Raw genomic sequence first — 17,192 nt, forward strand, 5'->3', positions numbered from 1 at the left:
ATCTCATTACCAGATAACTTATCTTAACTCCCTCAGCATTGTCTCTCTGAACAGCAAAGTACCGGCATAACGCGCGCCGGGTTCGGTTAAGTGCCAACCGTCGTAGGAGATCAATTCGTGGTTGTTGGTAAAGACTTCACAATGCTTATCGGAACCATCGCACAAGACTTTTTGCTGATCGATAAAGCGCGCACGGGTGCCGGTGAGTCCTTCTTTTAAGATCGCATTAACACGACGAATGTGGCGAGGCACATCGTTGGAGAGCTCCAGTAACTTGTCTGGCGACATGCGTAAGTAATTGCGGATGCTAATTTTACCGAAGTTTTTATTGCCCAAAACAATCACCCGTTGGTTCGGGCGTAGCTTCAAATACTTCAGGGTATGCGGCAATGCGCGGGCTGCTTTTTGCTTCCAACGTGCGGCGAAAATGACGACGTCGGCATTTTTTATTTGCTCAGCGGCCAATCTCAAATTATCGACGCGTGCTTCCTGAGCACAAAGCGGCCGGTCTTTCGGGGCGATGACATTGTGATCAAAGGTTGGCTGGCAGCTATAGGGAATGTAGCGCAAGCTGACTTGGTAGTTCTTGAGGTTTCCCGTTTCAACCGCGCCATTATAAAAATCACAGGCTTGACTATCGCCGATGATCAGCACCTTGCGCTTGCTGGCTTTCAGGTCGAAAGGTTGTTTGGTAATCGCTTTGCAATGGCGAAAGGTGTACTCGCCACTGTAGTCAGTGTTGGAGTATTTAATTAGTTGTTGGCGCAGTCCGGCTGCATTAGCCGCGACCATTCCCGAGGTCAGCAATACGATGCTGGTTAATACAGCCCCGGATACGCGTGCTCTGAATCCATTCATCATCACATCCGTTATTTTATGATTTAATTAAGTGGGTAGCATAGCAGGTACACAAAATAATTAGTGTACGACCAGTGACCACTTGCAGCGTGATAGCTGAAGGCGGGGCATAGGTATTCTGAGGCGCGGTTGACACCACGCAAAGCGTTGACTGAGCAATGACTTAGCACTTAGGATGACATTAGCACTTTAAAAATAATTGGAATTATTGATGTTCGATCAAATAAAAGACTCCATCAATCCCGGTAAGAATCCTGACCTGATTCACGCGCACCAGTTTCAGCGAGACAACTTGCCGACCTTATGGCTGGTAGGCAAAACCGGTGCAGGCAAATCGACCTTTATTCAAGCCATCACCGGGCTTTCATCGGTTGAGGTCGGAAATGGCTTTGCGCCCTGTACCAAGACCGCGCAGGCTTATGATTTTCCGGAAGATAAGCCGCTGGTGCGTTTTTTAGATACGCGAGGGCTGGGTGAGGCGGACTATGACCCCGAGGCCGATCTGGACGAAATTGGTCAATTAGGCCATGCGCTCGTGGTGGTTATGAAAGCTGATGAGCCAGAGCAGTCTGCGGTGTTGAGCGCGCTTAAAAAGATTAAACAGAAAAAGAAGATTAAACACTTATTACTGATCCACAGTGCTGTGCTGCTGTCGGATGAAAAAGATCGCGAGCGCCAAGTTACTTTTAATACGCAACAGGTAAAAGCAGTCTGGGGCGATGATTTTAAATCGGTGGCTGTTGATTTTGAAACTGAGGATGGCTCGGTTTACAACTACGATACGCTGGTGGAGGCGCTGGAGGAAATGCTGCCCGTGGTCGGAATCATCGCCGATGTTAAAGGCCATTCAACCATTGAAGAAGCGAATTTCGATCTGGTCAAAAAAGAAGTGCTTTGGTATGCAGGGACTGCCGCGGCCAGTGATTTGATTCCCGCCGTAGGCTTAGTGTCCGTGCCAGTCATTCAAGCGAAATTGCTGTACAGCTTGGCGAATCAATACGGCGTTGAGTGGAATAAGCGCACCTTCAACGAACTCATTGGCACATTGGGCAGCAGCTTTGCTGTGCAATACGGGGTGAAGCTAGGAGTTCGGCAGTTGATTAAATTTGTTCCCGTATATGGGCAAACGGTGGGTGCAGTGACCGCTGCGGCAATGAGTTTTGGGACGACCTACGGCCTCGGTCGGGCGGCGTGCTATTACTTCTATCACAAGAGTAAAGGCGTTGAAGTCTCACCAGAGACAATGCAGGACTTATATAAAGATGCCCTTAAAAAAGGCAAGGCGGCGTCGGGTTATGAAGAAAATTAAAGGCTTATACCGTCTGCTATCGGATTTATCAGGCAGCCGTTGGTTGATTTTTATGATATCAGCGTTGCTTCCGGTGCTGACCATTATGGGCTTTGGTATCGTTTTAGCGATTAAATACGATTACCTACTGATGTTGTCGATCGCGATTACGATCAGTACTTTGTTGGTCACGGTGCCCTTGTTTTTTATCAGCCGAATGGCCAAGCAAGAAGAGGCGGAGATTCATCAGGAAGTACTGACTCAGATCAAAGATGGTCTGGTGAAAACTTCCAGCGATTGGTCTCAAGCAGAATTAGTGATTTGGAATACCTCAAGAGCTTACACACGGGAGCAATTGAAAGCAGGCATTGAGTGGGCCAACCTGCATCAAGCAGGCTTTGAGATTTTAGAATTGGTCGCCCAGCAATTCGGTAAAAAGACCTTAGGGTTTTCAATCCCCGAAGGCTTAAAGCTCTTTGAAGAGGTAAGCCGGCGCTACAAATTAGTGGTGAAAAAAAATATCCCAGGCATTGAGTACATTAAAATTTCTCACATTAAAGCGGGATACAAGGCTTATGAGAAATACGGCGCAGTCGGCCAAAAAGTGGTGACTGCAGCTATCTGGGCCAATCATGCCAAAAACCTCTACTACAATCCCTTAAAAGTCGTGTCCGACCTCACTAAAGAGCAGGCCACCGCTTCCATGACCAAGGGCTTTGTGGATGATATGCAGCTCATGGCGAAAGAGGCCTTGCTGGATGAGGTCGCGGCCGTGGCGATTGATTTATACAGCGGGCGATTTAGCTTAGAGGATGCGGACCTGCAAGTCTCGAATGCCTCTGGGGTGGATGAGGAGCATTTTGCGCCAGCCTTAGAACCAATTCGCATTGTTACCGTGGGTCAAACTGGGGCTGGAAAATCTTCGATTGTGAACCTGCTAAAAGATGAGTTGGCTGCAGAGGTTGATGTTTTACCCTCGACACAGGGCTCAATGGTGTATGACGTCATCGTTAATGATATTGATGTGAGGGTGGTTGATTTACAGGGTTTAGATGGCGATACGAGTACTGAAAAGCAGATGCTCAAAGAGATGACTCAGGCGGATTTGATTCTGTGGGTACTCAAAGCGAATCAATCGGCGCGTGATCTTGATAAGCAACTCAATGACAAGCTGGCTTTGTTTTATGCTGATCCTAAAAATATCTCGTATAAAAAGCCGGTGGTGATTGCAGTGGTGAATCAGGTTGATAAGTTAAAACCAATCGCCGAGTGGGAGCCGCCGTATGACTTGGAGAACCCAGCTAGCGCAAAAGCGAAGATTATCGCTCAGGCGGTTGCTTATAATCGGGAGCTGATGCATTCGGATATTGCTTTGCCGTTATCGATCTCAACCACTAAAACGCATTTTGGTGTGGAGACGCTTAAGCAAACTTTGGTTGATGGCATTGTTGAGGCGAATAATGTGCAGAGAAACCGGCAGCGAGTAGAGGCGATGAAGCGGGGCGTGTCATTTAAAAAGCAATTTGATAAGACGGTGAATGTCGGCAAGAAGATTGTTCGCCATACCTATAAGGATTAGTGCTTCGCAATGAAGCCAAGAGCTGGCGTATGAGGCCAGCTCTTGTTACAAACAGCTATCTTAAAACGGCGCGTAGTTATCCTGCACCACTGTTGACTCAACCCAGCGCTTACTGGCATCAACCTCAACACGCTGAGCGCCTTGCATTGGCAGTTGCCCACGGTCGCCAAACAACCACAGTACAAAGTTAGTCCGCTCGCCACTGGTGATTGGCTGAGCGGCATGTGCAATGTTGCCACGGTGCAGCATGGCGGTGCCGGGCTTAAAGTTTAGCGCGATCTTGCGTCCCATTGTCTGGTCGTAAAAGTCGACAGCAGACCCGGTAAAGTCTTCGCTTGGCAGATTCAGATTGATGTTCAGTGTCACTGAAGACGCATCGGTATGTGGGCGAATCGAGTTGTCGGTATTTGGCTCGTAATAGATCGAAAAGCCGAACGCCTGCGAGTCATATCCCATTATTTCCGGAAACAGCAGTCGTGAGATCGGGCGCATATACCGATCAACTATCTCTTGGTAAAACGCTTGGAAACTTGGCGCAGCAAGGTAGCCTTCTGAGCGACGATCAAGCATCGCACCACGACGATTCAGTACGATTCCATACGGCGGACGCAGTGGAATTTGTGCATTCCAAACGCCTTCCAAATAGCCACGTAAATCGGCAAGACGCTCCGGATCAAAGAACTGGAACTGGAAAACATCAGGCGCAACTTCTTGCAACAAATCCTTAATCGCCAATTCTTTGCTTGGATCTTCCCATGCTTGCATCACGGCATCGCGTAGCTTCTTATCCAGCAGTGAACTGTCCAGAGGAGGGAGGCTATCTTTCTGGTTCTCTTCCCATTCTTTCCACGCATTGCTGAGTAAGTTGCTATTGCTATCCCAAAACTGTTGCACTGACGGATCACGGCTAAGCATTGCATCCCGTGAAGGTAGGTCTAAAGCGCGTGCGAGCTGTAATTGATTAAGTGACATGATCGGTTTAATTCCTGATTTATTCATGGGTAAATGCTTCTACCCGAGTGAGGCGTGTAATTTATTACACCTATGTTCGTAGATAAACAGGGCCATTGTGGAAACAGTATAAAGATTTTGAATATAATCGCGCTTAAATAAACATCCCACCTGAAGCTTCAATCCTTTGTGCGGTAATCCAAGCAGTCTCATCACTGAGTAGGGAGGCAACGATGCCGCCAATGTCATCGGGTAAGCCGACTCGGCCTAGTGCGGTTAGGCTAGCGATCTGTTTGTTAATGGCTAAATTGTCTCTGACTGCGCCGCCGCGAAAATCGGTTTCAATGGCTCCGGGGGCGAGTGTGTTTACTCGAATTTGTCGCGCACTGAGCTCTTTCGCTAAGTAGCGCGTCATGACTTCAACACCGCCTTTCATCATTGCATAGGCGCAGTAGCCCGGCAGGCTGAACCGTGTCAGGCCGGATGAGATATTGATAATCCTTCCTCCATCCTGAATGACGGGCAGCAGGGATTGGGTGAAAAAGAAGGTTCCTTTTAAATGCACATTCATTAAGGCATCAAATTGCGCCTCAGTGGTTTCTGCAAAGGATACGTTATCTCCGGGACCTGCATTGTTGACCAGATAATCAATGCGGTCGCGTCCAAAGTTGTTCTCTAGTGTCGACTTTAGACTCTCTACAAAAGTCGGGAAGCTGCTGAGATCGCCGACATCTAGTTGTAATGCCGCGGCTTTTCCGCCTTTACTCTCAATCGCATCGACGACTGCTTGTGCCGCACTTTGGTTGCTGTGATAGGTAAAGACCACATCAATTCCTTTATCGGCGAGTGTTAAGGCGCTGTTCTTGCCTAAGCCACGGCTGCCACCTGTGATTAGTGCGAGTTTATTCATTGTTTTCTCCTGTCGGGGTTGTGTGTGAAGCAAAGAATAAGGTGAGCATTGTTAATAATAAACAATGTAAAACTGCTAACATTGTTCGTTATTGGCAAACAATAAGTGGGAGTGTGAGATGGATAGGTTTGAGGCGATGCAGCGGTTTTTACTGGTTGCGCAATATGGAAGTTTCACCCGAGCGTCTGAGGCCTTGGATCTGCCTAAATCCAGTATTTCCAGTTCGGTGCAGTTTTTGGAAAGGAAGCTGGGGACCTGGGGACACGGTTATTTCATCGCAGCACCCGTCGAGTCACGTTAACGAATGACGGTGAGGCTTATTTGATTAAATCCCGCGCAATTTTGATGGAGCTTGATGCTGTGGAAAGCCAATTCCAGCAACAGGGTGATGAAATCAGCGGGGTTATTAAGGTGGATATGCCAAGCCGTTTTGCCAGCACGGTGGTGCTTCCACATTTGAGAGACTGGCTGGATAGCTATCCTAACGTGCAGATTAAGATCAGCAGCGCAGACTACACTATCGATCTGGTAAAAGAGGGCATTGACTGCGTGGTGAGGGTGGGTGACTTAAACGATAGTGCTTTGATCGCGAGACCGTTGGCAATGTATCAACCCTTCAATTGTGTCAGCCCTGAGTACCTGGAAAAGTTTGGTGAACCAAAGACGCTTGCCAGTCTGCAGGATCACTTGTTAATTGATTACTCACCGAAGATGGGCAATAGCCAAGCGACGTTTGAGTATGTGGAGAAAGGTAAGACTCAGCAGCTACCCATGCCTAGTGTATTAGCTTTTAATGGTACGGATGCTTATCTGAGTGCCTGCTTGTCTGGCTTGGGGGTTGCGCAGATTCCAGCGCTTGGGATAAGAGAGCATTTGGAAGCCGGTCGCTTAATCCGCATACTTCCGAAGCATGAGGCCGCAGCGATGCCGGTATCGTTGCTTTATCTTTCACGCAGGCAAGTCCCCAGACGTTTATCGCTATTTATGGATTGGTTAGAAGCGCTAGTTAAGCGAGTAACAAGCACAAGTGGTTAAGCTACTCATCTCAAGGTTATTTATTTGATGTTATACGGCAGTTACGCTGCCGGCTTAAAAAGGGGATGAGCAATGAAAAATAAAATAAGCTATATGATGTTAGCGATTGCGCCGGTTTTACTGGCAGGGTGCGCGAGTGTGCAGTCTGCGGACTCTGCAAAGCGTGCTGTAAACCTTGAGCGCGGCCAAGCGTCGTTCTATGCCGATCGCTACCAGTCACGCAAGACGGCCAGTGGTGAGCGCTATGATCATGGTAAACGTACGGCGGCTCATAAAACTCTGCCATTTGGCACTCGGGTTAAAGTGACCAATACCAAGAACAACAAAACCGTTGTGGTGAAAATCAATGACCGTGGGCCATTTGTGAGGGGGCGAATTATTGATTTATCCAAGTCCGCCTTTAGTCGTATTGGCAATACCTCAGCAGGGATTCTTCCGGTGACGTTGGAAGTCATCGAGTAGCGCGTTTAAGTGAAGTGTCTACGTTTTATGTGATGCTCCACTTTAGCCAGCTACCAGTTTGATACCACACGCTAGTCCGTGCCCGCGTTTTATGGGTAACTCCATTTATAACCAACGCCATACACCGCAGCAATTGGGTTTACGCCGGCTTCAATCTCATTGATTTTTTTGCGAATGTTTTTGATGTGCGTGTCGATATTGCGGTCCGACATATCAACCGTTTCGTTGTATACCTGATTGATAATATCTTCGCGGGTAAACACACGGCCAGCGTGATTCATAAATAGCATAAATATTTTGAATTCGACTGCGGTAAAGCCAATATCGTTGCCATTAAGTAGGGCGACATAGTTCTCTTTTTGCAGCTCGAAACCGGTCTGGTTAATGATCGCGGCTGGAGGCTGGCTAGTCCTTCTGAGTACGGCTTTAATTCGGGCAATGACTTCTTTTGGGCTAAAGGGCTTGCAGATGTAGTCATCGGCACCGAGCTCTAAACCTAGCAGGCGGTCTACTTCTTCGCGCTTGGCCGTTAGCATAATGATAGGCACCGCTGAGAAGTTTCGAATTTGCTTACACACTGTGATGCCATCCACTTCCGGTAGCATTAAATCGAGCAGAATTAAGTCGACGGGGTTTTGCTTGACGAAGTCGACTACGCCTTTGCCGCTATTAAAATGCGTTGTCTCATAGCCTTGTTGGTGGCTGTAGGCAATCAGTACCTCGGCAATGCTTTCTTCGTCTTCAACAATCAGTATTTTAGGTGTAGTCATCATTATTAACCTGCAAGGGGAAGGACTATTTTAACTTCAAGCCCGCCTAATGGTGAGTTTTGTAATGAGATGGTGCCGCCATGCGCTTCGACAATTTGTTTGCACAGCGCCAAGCCAAGCCCTGAGCCGCCATGTTCTCTGCTACGTGATTTCTCCACGCGATAAAAACGCTCGAATAATTGTCGTTGATCCTCGGGTAATACGCCCGGAGCAGAGTCTTGTAAAACCAATTCAATTTTATTCGCAACCGTGTGTGCGCTGATATTTACCTGCCCACCTTGGTGAGTGTATCGACAGGTGTTTTCGAGTAGGTTGGCAAATAGCTGCTGGAGCCGGTCTTTATCGCTACTGACGATGCAGTCGCCTGCCTTGTTTAAGGCCTCGCTATTCACGGTTAGCTCGTGCTCGTTAAATCGCGCGGTATAGCTTTCCAGTGTTTGCTTAAATACCTCGACCACGTCAATTTTAACCGCCTGATAAGTTAAATTGGCGGTGTCGCTGTGGGCTAGTTGGGCGAGGTCATCCACGATATGGTTTAAGTTATCGACCTGTTTAATCAGTAATTCAATACGCTTTTCGTCAGCGACAAAAACGCCATCTTGCACCGCTAATAAATGTGAACGTAATACGGTTAGTGGCGTTCTTAATTCATGCGAGGTATCGGATACCCACTGAAAGCGCATTTGTTGGTTTTGCTCAAGGGTATAAGCCAGCTCGTTAAAGTTGTGGGAGAGGGTGCCCAGCTCATCTTTAGTCAGCGGGGCTATTCTACTGGCAAAGTTGCCTTTATTGAGCTCGCTGGTGCCTGCGACGATTTGCTTGATGGGCTTAATTAAATGTCGGGATAAAACGATTGCCATAATAAAAGCCAGCAAGATAACCAATAAAGTAATCATAAAATAGTTATAAAGCTGCGCGGTTAAGAAAGCTTTGGCGGGGCTGTTTTCAACTAAGCGAGAGGGGACTAGACCTATCCAGCCGATCACCTTGTTTTGCAAGATGATGGGGCCGATATGGGAGTTATCATTTAGGTTGGGTTTACCGACGACGACCTGTTTATTTTGATCGTAGAGGCTGATGCGTTGGCCGGTTTTGAGTAAATCCTCGGGAAGGTTGATCCATTGCAGCGAAGCGGGGAGTTGCTTTGGTTTTGGCTCCAAGTCGTTGGGAATGTCATTTTGTTTGGCTTGTGGCGGTGCGCCATTGGCATTATCACGTTGCTGGTCGTCTTTCGGCTTGATTGGCTTTCTATTGGGCTCGACGATCGCACGCCATAAGCGAGTGTTTTCGGTGATTGACTGCCAGCTACCCACTTCGGAGTAAATCGCAATAAGCTGTTGTCTAACGCGGGCGACGTGCTTCTTTTCTTCCTGCTCCACAAAGTCATTAAACTCGGTCGCAAAGTTCATATAGATAAACACGAACATCATCCCTACCAGGCTAATGTTCGTGATGAAAAATGCTAAAAAGAATTTATGGATTAACTTCACAGGCTCTCTGGTTCTAAGTGTTGGTATTAGGCAAGTTAGTAGAGGTCAGGCTTGCCAAAAATTCCTTTTCAGTAAGCCTGCTTCCATCATTTAAAGGCAACGTTCGCACTTTCGCCAGCACTGAGCAACTTATACTGCGGTTTCACAAAACTTGCATGCACGGGGCCTAAGATTTTATGAAACGCAATTGAGAGAGCCGTCACTTCAGGAAACGTGTGCTTGGCCTGAAACACAATTTCGCTGCTGTGTGTCAATGCGTTCTTGGTAAGACTAACCCGTTCAAAGCTGATCGTTTGCTGGTTGACCGTTAAGCGCGTTTTCTGTTGGAGCGCATTTTTAATAAAGGCCTCCTGTTCGCTAGCGCTTAAGTCGTCCGGCATTACCGCATCAATGTCACCCAGTAGCCAAGCTTGGTCATTTTGTAAAGCCGAGACCAAATGATCAATCCCAGTGGTTACTCTGACTTCAACTTGACCATCTCGTAAAATGACCTGTGCGGTGGTTTCGTTCAGTAAGTGTGCGCTTAGCGGGGCACTGAAGCCTGCTAAGGCGCACACTAAAACAGCCCAGCGTAAGCGTTTGAATAAAGCCATCATCATTACCTATCTAGTGCAATTATTGCGGTTGCTCAATCGTGGTTCGGCAGATCAAGGTATTGTCTTGCTCCAGATCCTCACCCCAGATAATGCGCGCGTTTTCATCCCAGTTGATTTCAGTGTAACCATCTTTTGGCCCTACAGATGCGGCGCTATGCTCGGTTGCATTGGCCCAAGCGGAGTCATCAAAGCTGCTTTGTAACCAATCGCTCGGCGCGGCTTTTGAGGTAAAGGTACAAGCGCCCTCGCCAGCTACTGGGTTGGACGATGCCTCACAGGCTTTATCCAGTGGTGCTTTGTGCAATACTTCACATTTCCAGCTTTTGTTACTGACCGCGACGACCTCGTTGGTGTCGGTATCGGTGACTTGCAAGATAAAGCCGCCATCACCCATTTGCTGATTGTGAGCGCCGATATATTCCAAGCCGGTGTCGTTTTGCTTAAAGTCTTTAATGATGAGATTAAGCTGGATAGGGTAGCTTGCTCCAAATGTGATGCTTTCAGCGTTAAACGAGCGCTCCGTTGTAATGGATACTGAATCTTCAATCAGCAAATCTTCACCGAGGTAGGCGGCAAACCAGTTATCTGCCCACGCTTCTAGCTTTAGATTGTGCTTGTCTTTCGTGCCAGGTGCATATTTGCCGGTTGCGACTTTGGGTGTCAGTTTAGCCACTGCATTTGGCTTAGGTCTCGCTTCAGCGCTTGGCGCTTCTTCCATTGGCTGCGAGCCTCGGCAGAAGGTGCCCGACTCAACTTTACCGCCGTTACTAATCGTTCTTTGTTTGAAGTCGTAGCAGTTTTCGCCTTCGGCAGATGGGCTATAGGTGGTGAAATACGCTTCGCCTTGGTAGGAGTAGGTCATGGTACGGCTGCCATCTTCTGAGGCAATGTGCTTTAAGTTTTCAACGCCACCTTGTGGTGGTCTCAGGTCGGCCCGAATTTTTTGGATATCACCACTTAGCGGCGACACTCTGGGCAATTTGCTGGTATCCACTTCGCCGACTAAGCATTGGATAATATATGGCGGCGTGGCGGATGTTTGGTAGCGGTAACCAAATTGATCATCGGCTTGGCTATTGCAGGCATCCAATGCGCCGGCTGCGATTTCAGTGCCATCGGGGTTTTTATCGCCATACAGCGGGTAGCCATCGTATCCCCAACCAATAATCGCATCGTCGCCTTTGTTTTTCATGGCATCTATCATGCAGGTAGGCGCCACATGGTAGTGATAGTCATCGCCGCGACCGGAGTGCCCACCGCAAATATCTAACTGACCAAGGACTAAAGTGTCGTGCTTGGCATCGTAAGTGCTGACATCCAGCTCGCCTTGCGATGAGTAATCGTAGATAGGCACGCCATTGACCGCAACGCCAACAGCTGCATCAATCGTAGTTACCGTGTCCGCCTTTTTAGGCGCGAGTTTAATCGGTGCAGCATAGCCAATTGCAGGCACTGGAATTTGCTCGTTAGTGCCAGTAATCCCCGTCATGACTTCATGATCTGGATAGGTTGAAGAGGCCACATAGGCATACTCTTCATTGCAGGTGACGGTAACGCTTTTATTAAATCCCGCATCGCTTATGGAGCCTCGAATGGCATCGCAGCGAGGAGAGTCAATATTAATGCTTAAATCAGGCTGTATGAATGGCGCGGGCTTTGGTCTGGTTTCTTCATTGGCATCGCGGGGTGGCTTGCCATCGGTACGAGGCGGCTTTCCAGCGTCACGATCTGCACCTGCACCACTGCGCTCATAGTTCACGCTCATTTTTGCTGAGCCTAGAGTGATGTCTTTGATGGCGGCGAGCAGGGTGTCTCTGTCGACCTTGGTGTTGTCACTTAAGGCGACGGGCGCGGATAAGGCATAAACGATATAGGTATAGCTTTTCTTGCCGGGGCCTTTAGAGCACGGTGGCGCGTATTCGGGTTGTTTGTTGACGCTGTTAGTGCCGATTTGGCCGAGTGTTTCGCCCGTTTTAATCTGCGTTTTGTCTGCATCGATATTGTATAGAGTCCAATACCAATGAACGCCATCGGGTGCATTGTGATCCATAATCAGTGCGAAGTATTTGGTGCCTTCTGGTGCGCCACTCCAGCTTAGTGGTGGGTTCGTGCTCTCGCCATCACAGGTATAGAGCGTTGGTAAGTCGCCACCATTGGCCATTTGTGTGCTGCTTAATACAAACTCATTGAGCTTGGGTTGCGCCGTTTCGCTATGTGCGGTGTTGAGTGTGAAGCAACACATCGCGCCGAATAATAGTGCCGTTGTATTTTTTATCATTGAAAACTCCAGTTGGTTAAGAGTAATTATAAAGAATGGATGATGCGTAGCTTAACCAGCAAATGTAGGGCAATTATGTAGTTGTCAGTTTTTTAATGCATGGGGCAATCACTCTCGTAAAATCTCAAGCGCTTTGAGCAATGATGCGCGGTTTGATTTTCGCTATCGCGCCACACTACAATGCTAGTAGAGTAAGCGTGACAGATGCTGTGCGTAATCCTTTGGCTTTACTCAAAGCGCAGTCACCTTAAAAACTAATCTAAGCGGGAACCAATTATGGTCATTTATGCTTTAGTCGCGTTAAATGTTTTGTGTGTTGTGATTTGTCATTACATCGCGAAATATCGGGGAGCAAAGCCTACATTTTGGGGTGTGATGGGGGCAGTCTTTGGGCCGCTAGCGATTCCTTTTGCCTTGATCTCTAAGCCCCAATGAAAAATCCCGACATTGGGTTTACACGGTTAATTATCGAGGCTTGGATAAATGTACGAAGATAGAGATACCATCGCGCGCTTGCGTGAACGCATTCCGTCATTTGAGTGCGTAGAAGGATGCCATGATTGCTGCGGGCCGGTAACGACGTCTTCAGAAGAAATGTCGCGCCTGCCAGTGAAAACAGATGCTGAACACGAAGCGGCATTGGGCGAGTTGACCTGCGTACACCTTGGGCCTCAGGGCTGCACAGTATATGGAGAGCGCCCGCTGATATGTCGATTATTTGGCACCACACCGCGAATGCTTTGCCCCAATGGGCGTCGCCCTGAGGAGATGGTGGATGAGGTGATTGAACATGAAGTACATTTTTATATTGCGAATACACGGCAGGTGTTGGTTTAGCTGCTGGGAAGAACTCGCTAAATCTAGCTTTGTTGCCATCTCTGAGCCTAAAAATCTGCACTGATAAAGTGGATGCCTGACTGGCTGAGAAAGCTTGACGGTAGGTCATCACTTTCATATCCTGAAATTCAAAATAATAAAAAGGATCTATTATGAAATACTCTTCAGTATTTGGCGTTCTGCTGCTGATTGCCTCTGTCATGAGTCACGCTGCGGAAGGTGATTGGCATGTGAAAAAGCAAGCCGGTGGCATTACCATTAGTCAGCAAGCGACGGACTCAGGGTTTGCGATTACCCGTGGGTCGTTGGTTGTTGACTCATCCGCCGATGCCTTGATTACCCTTATTCGTGATAATGCGGTGTGTAAGCGCTGGTTGTTTTCCTGCAAGAAAAGCCAATTGATTAAGCAGTACGATACGGATAAACGCTTGGATTATCTCGTCTTCGATTCGCCATTGCTGTTCTCTGATCGTGATATGTATGTGCATACGGATTTCAGCTTTGACCCTGCCACGCAAACGGCAATGCTTAGAATGTCGGGTCGGCAAGCGCATGATAAGGGCCAGGCGGGTAGGGTGCGAATTAAGGATTTGGCAGGCTTCTGGCGCTTGCAGAAGCTGCCAAATAATAAGACTTCAGTGCTGTATCAGGTTTATACCAATCCTCAGTTAACGCCATCGCGATTCTTGAATAATCACTTTGCGGATTCGGTGTTTCATTCTTTGAAGAATTTGGCGGTGGTTTCTAAGGAAGCGAAGTATAGCAATGTGCAGATGGTGGAGATGAAGTAGTCGGTACTGGCTATCGTGCTCTGAATGTTTGATAAACAGAGCATGCCAGTCAAGCATTCTCCCTTTTGATCTAAGCATATCGTGTACAGTTGCAGCGGTTTGGTTATACTGGCAGATCAGCAGAACGACAACTCTGAGTCTTATGACCAAATCTTCAGTAACTTCAACCGATGTTGCCAGGCTTGCGGATGTATCGCAGTCAGCAGTCAGCCGGACGTTTACGCCCGGCGCCAGTGTTTCCGAGAAAACCCGTGAGCGGGTATTAGCTGCGGCACGTGAGCTAGGCTACCGGCCAAATGCATTGGCTCGCTCGCTTATTAGTGGTCGCTCCAGAATTATTGGCTTAGTGGTGGCTTATCTGGAGAACCATTTTTATCCGATCGTTATCGAGAAGTTATCACGCTCTTTGCAGGCTGAGGGCTATCACGTCTTGTTGTTTATGACCGAGACCGGTCAGCAGGATGAAGTGATTAAGGAAATTCTGCAATATCAGGTTGATGGTGTAGTGATGGCTTCGGTGACGCTCTCTTCACACATCGCGCAGGAATGCGCAGGCCTTGGTGTGCCGGTGGTTCTGTTTAATCGTTACATTCCTGATTCGCAGGCCAGTGCGGTGGTTTCCGATAACATCAGGGGTGGCCGTTTGTTGGCTGAGTTATTGGTGAGTGAAGGGCATAAAGATATCGCATTTATTGCCGGTCAGGAAAACTCATCAACCAACGTTGAGCGTGAGAAAGGCTTTAATGAGGGGCTAGCGGCAGCGGGTTTGCACGTTAGTCGCCGCGCGTTAGGAAATTATACCTTTGAAGATGCGGCGATTGCAGCCAGAGCCATTTTATCTGACGGTACACCGGATGCCATCTTTGTTGCGAATGATCATATGGCCTTTGCCGTTATGGATGTGATTCGTGGAGAGTTTGGTCTAAAGATTCCGGAGGATATTTCAGTTGTTGGCTATGACAACGTTCCCGAAGCTGGCTGGCCGTCGTATAACCTGACGACCGTAGAGCAGTCAGTTGATGAGATGATTGCTGCGACGGTAGAAATCTTGCTGGAACAAATGGAGCACAAGCAAGTCACCGCAACCAAGCGGGTTACGGCGGCGAGCCTGATTGTGCGAGGTTCTACGCGAACGACTATTGAGGGTTCATGATTCCTGCCGTACGTTCCAGAACATCTAATCCTTGTTGTTTCAACCAATAGGGCAGGTCAATGAAAATCCAGTTTTCTTCCAGCTTATCTCCCTCTCGGCGATAGACATCGACCACTTGCATGGTGGCATTGACTTTGCCACCGGGCAATCCCAGCCAGCCCCCAATCGGGGTGTTAGAGAGATTAGGCCAGCCAAAGAAACAGGCATAATCTCCTTCTGCAAAGCGGCAGACATGGCCATTGAATTGTTTATCGGCAAGGCTTTGGCGAAAGGGCAATTGATGCTGCTCCTGATAGCGTGGAATGGTGTATGTCGCGCCAATTCCAGCCGGTCCGTACCACACCATATCTTTTGACCAGGTGCGTTCTAGTATTTCAGGCGGGCAGGTCATTGAGCCGCTTTTATTGAGTTCGGTCAGGTCATCCACCATGCGCCCAACCAGCGCTAATGTTTGCTCGCCTGCTTCGGGGTCGGCGTCCTCAAACAACAGGCCATCATGGGTACGAGGGCCGGGGTAATTATAATGAACACCGGTAGATGGTGGCAGCGGATAAACACCCGCTTGTGCCATTAAACCAATCACATCAACGAATAAACCGGCCTTTGTAATTTTCCCGTTTTCGACACAATTAAACTCAGCATAGCGTAAGTTAACGATTTTTCGGGTATGGGGTATGCCTAACCAATCGGCATCGAACAGCCCCATAAAGTTACCCATGCTCATCACCCATTGCTCATCGGCGTAGGCATTCGTGCCACCGATAAAGATATCCTGACGTCGCTGCATGCGAGTGAGTGAGCGCAATAGGGGAATCCAAAAACTGTTAGCCGCAGCCTCAGCACCGGCTTGTTCCCGAAACGGGTAGACCCCTCGCCACAGATAATCGTCGCTGGTGTATTGCTTTAAGATTTTCGTGACTGTGTCAGGAGTTGCTTGCTCCATGTCAGCGAAGTAGTCACGCACGAGTTGTTTGGCAGCTTGAAATTGACTCAATTGAAACTCCTGTTTATTGATCTAAAAAATATTTTGCATTCGTATGCAAGATATGGCAAGTTAAATAACAACTCAGTCGGCACATTGCCCCATTCAACGGAGGTCAGACACGTCTATGGCTAGTATTACATTATCAAATTTGTCAAAACGCTGGGGCAAGGTCTATGGCGCTCGCAATATCAATCTGGATATTGCAGATCGTGAATTCATTGTCTTTTTAGGGCCATCCGGCTGCGGTAAAACTACAACGATGCGGATGATTGCTGGTTTGGAAGATCCTTCCGAAGGTGAAATTCGAATTGGGGATCGGGTTGTCAATAAGTTGGAACCCAAAGATCGCGATGTGGCGATGGTGTTCCAGAGTTACGGCCTATATCCCAACCTGACTGTTTACGAAAATATCCGATTCCCGCTTAAAGTCCGTAAAGTTGACCCCGCCACCCACGATGAACGCGTTAACCGCGCCGCAGCAATGGTTGAGCTGGGTGATTTACTGAAGCGTTTTCCCCGTGAATTATCCGGTGGACAACGTCAACGGGTAGCACTGGCGCGGGCCGTCGTGCGTGAGCCTACTGTATTCCTGATGGATGAGCCACTTTCCAATCTCGATGCTAAGCTCCGTGTATCCACCAGAGCCCAGTTGAAAAATCTACAACACGAACTTCAAGTGACCACAATTTATGTGACACATGATCAGATTGAAGCGATGACATTAGCCGACCGCGTGGTGGTTATGGAGTCTGGCGAAATCCAGCAAGTCGGAACGCCAACGGATATTTACAACAACCCAGCAAATACCTTTGTAGCAAGCTTCATTGGCTCTCCCGCGATGAACCTAATGCAGGGTGAGATTGAGGGTGGTGTATTTACAGCGCCGAATGTCGTTATCAAAGGATTAAACCCTGCAATATCGGGCGCCGTAACCTTGGGGTTCCGTGCGGAGGATGCGCAGGTCAGTGAGGTTGCAGATCAATCCAATGCTGAGATTCAGGCACCTGTCTACAGCATGGAATTACTGGGCGATGCCACGATGGTGGCGGTCCGGGTCGGTGAGGCAATGGTGTCAGTCAAAGCAGACAAGGAATATCGAATCGAGATTGGTGAGCCGATAGGCCTTAACGTAGCCGCGGAAGTGTGTCATCTGTTTGATAAAAACAGTGGTGAGCGCTTGCAGGCAGTCTAATTTTTACCAGAGGTTTA

General features: G+C 48.3%; 17 protein-coding genes. 9 read left to right on the forward strand and 8 right to left on the reverse strand.

The features are described from left to right. Positions 1-18: 18 nt before the first annotated feature. Complete coding sequence (locus LEUMU_RS0104615; protein ID WP_022951104.1) at positions 19-858, reverse strand: SGNH hydrolase domain-containing protein; 840 nt, start codon at positions 856-858, stop codon at positions 19-21. Between the two features lie 211 nt (positions 859-1,069). Between LEUMU_RS0104615 and LEUMU_RS0104620 the strand changes: the two genes are divergently transcribed. Beyond that, entirely contained in the window at positions 1,070-2,167 is a 1,098-nt protein-coding gene (locus LEUMU_RS0104620) for a YcjF family protein (protein ID WP_022951105.1), read from the forward strand. Continuing rightward, the gene (locus tag LEUMU_RS24680; RefSeq protein ID WP_022951106.1) at positions 2,154-3,725 is read left to right on the forward strand and encodes a GTPase family protein; all 1,572 of its coding nucleotides are present in this window, start codon (positions 2,154-2,156) and stop codon (positions 3,723-3,725) included. Before LEUMU_RS0104620 ends, LEUMU_RS24680 begins: the two co-directional genes overlap by 14 nt. Positions 3,726-3,785: 60 nt before the next feature. Here LEUMU_RS24680 and LEUMU_RS0104630 read toward each other — a convergent pair whose 3' ends face one another. Together LEUMU_RS0104630 and LEUMU_RS0104635 are read right to left on the reverse strand one after the other, a co-directional pair. Beyond that, positions 3,786-4,697, reverse strand: a complete 912-nt coding sequence (locus LEUMU_RS0104630; RefSeq protein WP_022951107.1) for a 2OG-Fe(II) oxygenase family protein — start codon at positions 4,695-4,697, stop codon at positions 3,786-3,788. 133 nt (positions 4,698-4,830) lie between these two features. Next, complete coding sequence (locus LEUMU_RS0104635) at positions 4,831-5,586, reverse strand: SDR family NAD(P)-dependent oxidoreductase (protein WP_022951108.1); 756 nt, start codon at positions 5,584-5,586, stop codon at positions 4,831-4,833. A 118-nt stretch (positions 5,587-5,704) separates the two neighbouring features. On the opposite strand from LEUMU_RS0104635, the gene LEUMU_RS29010 reads away from it, so the two are divergent. The 3 genes from LEUMU_RS29010 to LEUMU_RS0104645 all read left to right on the forward strand — a co-directional run bounded on the left by LEUMU_RS29010 (position 5,705) and on the right by LEUMU_RS0104645 (position 7,083). Beyond that, complete coding sequence (locus tag LEUMU_RS29010; RefSeq protein WP_211223011.1) at positions 5,705-5,887, forward strand: LysR family transcriptional regulator; 183 nt, start codon at positions 5,705-5,707, stop codon at positions 5,885-5,887. A 20-nt stretch (positions 5,888-5,907) separates the two neighbouring features. Next, positions 5,908-6,621 carry a LysR substrate-binding domain-containing protein gene (locus tag LEUMU_RS24685; RefSeq protein ID WP_211223012.1) on the forward strand — a complete coding sequence of 238 codons (714 nt, stop codon included), beginning with the start codon at positions 5,908-5,910 and terminating at the stop codon, positions 6,619-6,621. 72 nt (positions 6,622-6,693) lie between these two features. Further along, on the forward strand, positions 6,694-7,083 hold the full coding sequence (locus LEUMU_RS0104645) for a septal ring lytic transglycosylase RlpA family protein (protein ID WP_022951109.1): 390 nt from the start codon (positions 6,694-6,696) through the stop codon (positions 7,081-7,083). Positions 7,084-7,172: 89 nt separating this feature from the next. On the opposite strand, the gene LEUMU_RS0104650 is transcribed toward LEUMU_RS0104645, so the two are convergent. The 4 genes from LEUMU_RS0104650 to LEUMU_RS0104665 all read right to left on the reverse strand — a co-directional run bounded on the left by LEUMU_RS0104650 (position 7,173) and on the right by LEUMU_RS0104665 (position 12,217). After that, the gene (locus LEUMU_RS0104650) at positions 7,173-7,856 is read right to left on the reverse strand and encodes a response regulator (protein ID WP_245570682.1); all 684 of its coding nucleotides are present in this window, start codon (positions 7,854-7,856) and stop codon (positions 7,173-7,175) included. Positions 7,857-7,858: 2 nt separating this feature from the next. Further along, a complete protein-coding gene (locus LEUMU_RS0104655) occupies positions 7,859-9,274 on the reverse strand; it encodes an ATP-binding protein (protein WP_211223013.1) in 1,416 nt (471 codons plus the stop codon). 155 nt (positions 9,275-9,429) lie between these two features. After that, positions 9,430-9,936, reverse strand: coding sequence for a hypothetical protein (locus tag LEUMU_RS0104660; RefSeq protein WP_022951112.1), 507 nt, complete (start codon positions 9,934-9,936; stop codon positions 9,430-9,432). 22 nt (positions 9,937-9,958) lie between these two features. Further along, on the reverse strand, positions 9,959-12,217 hold the full coding sequence (locus LEUMU_RS0104665; RefSeq protein ID WP_022951113.1) for a YHYH protein: 2,259 nt from the start codon (positions 12,215-12,217) through the stop codon (positions 9,959-9,961). A gap of 483 nt (positions 12,218-12,700) precedes the next feature. On the opposite strand from LEUMU_RS0104665, the gene LEUMU_RS0104670 reads away from it, so the two are divergent. The 3 genes from LEUMU_RS0104670 (at position 12,701) to LEUMU_RS0104680 (ending at position 14,998) form a co-directional block, all read left to right on the forward strand. Beyond that, a complete protein-coding gene (locus LEUMU_RS0104670; protein ID WP_022951114.1) occupies positions 12,701-13,054 on the forward strand; it encodes a YkgJ family cysteine cluster protein in 354 nt (117 codons plus the stop codon). 152 nt (positions 13,055-13,206) lie between these two features. Then, positions 13,207-13,845: an SRPBCC family protein gene (locus tag LEUMU_RS27785; protein WP_022951115.1), complete on the forward strand. Its 639-nt coding sequence runs from the start codon at positions 13,207-13,209 to the stop codon at positions 13,843-13,845. Between the two features lie 142 nt (positions 13,846-13,987). Next, complete coding sequence (locus tag LEUMU_RS0104680) at positions 13,988-14,998, forward strand: LacI family DNA-binding transcriptional regulator (protein WP_022951116.1); 1,011 nt, start codon at positions 13,988-13,990, stop codon at positions 14,996-14,998. Here the strand turns inward: LEUMU_RS0104680 and LEUMU_RS0104685 are convergent. Beyond that, positions 14,982-15,992, reverse strand: coding sequence for a nuclear transport factor 2 family protein (locus tag LEUMU_RS0104685; RefSeq protein ID WP_022951117.1), 1,011 nt, complete (start codon positions 15,990-15,992; stop codon positions 14,982-14,984). The genes LEUMU_RS0104680 and LEUMU_RS0104685 overlap by 17 nt on opposite strands. Before the next feature lie 115 nt (positions 15,993-16,107). Between LEUMU_RS0104685 and LEUMU_RS0104690 the strand changes: the two genes are divergently transcribed. Beyond that, complete coding sequence (locus LEUMU_RS0104690) at positions 16,108-17,175, forward strand: ABC transporter ATP-binding protein (protein ID WP_022951118.1); 1,068 nt, start codon at positions 16,108-16,110, stop codon at positions 17,173-17,175. Positions 17,176-17,192 lie beyond the last annotated feature (17 nt).

This window comes from Leucothrix mucor DSM 2157 (assembly GCF_000419525.1).
Lineage (GTDB): Bacteria > Pseudomonadota > Gammaproteobacteria > Thiotrichales > Thiotrichaceae > Leucothrix > Leucothrix mucor.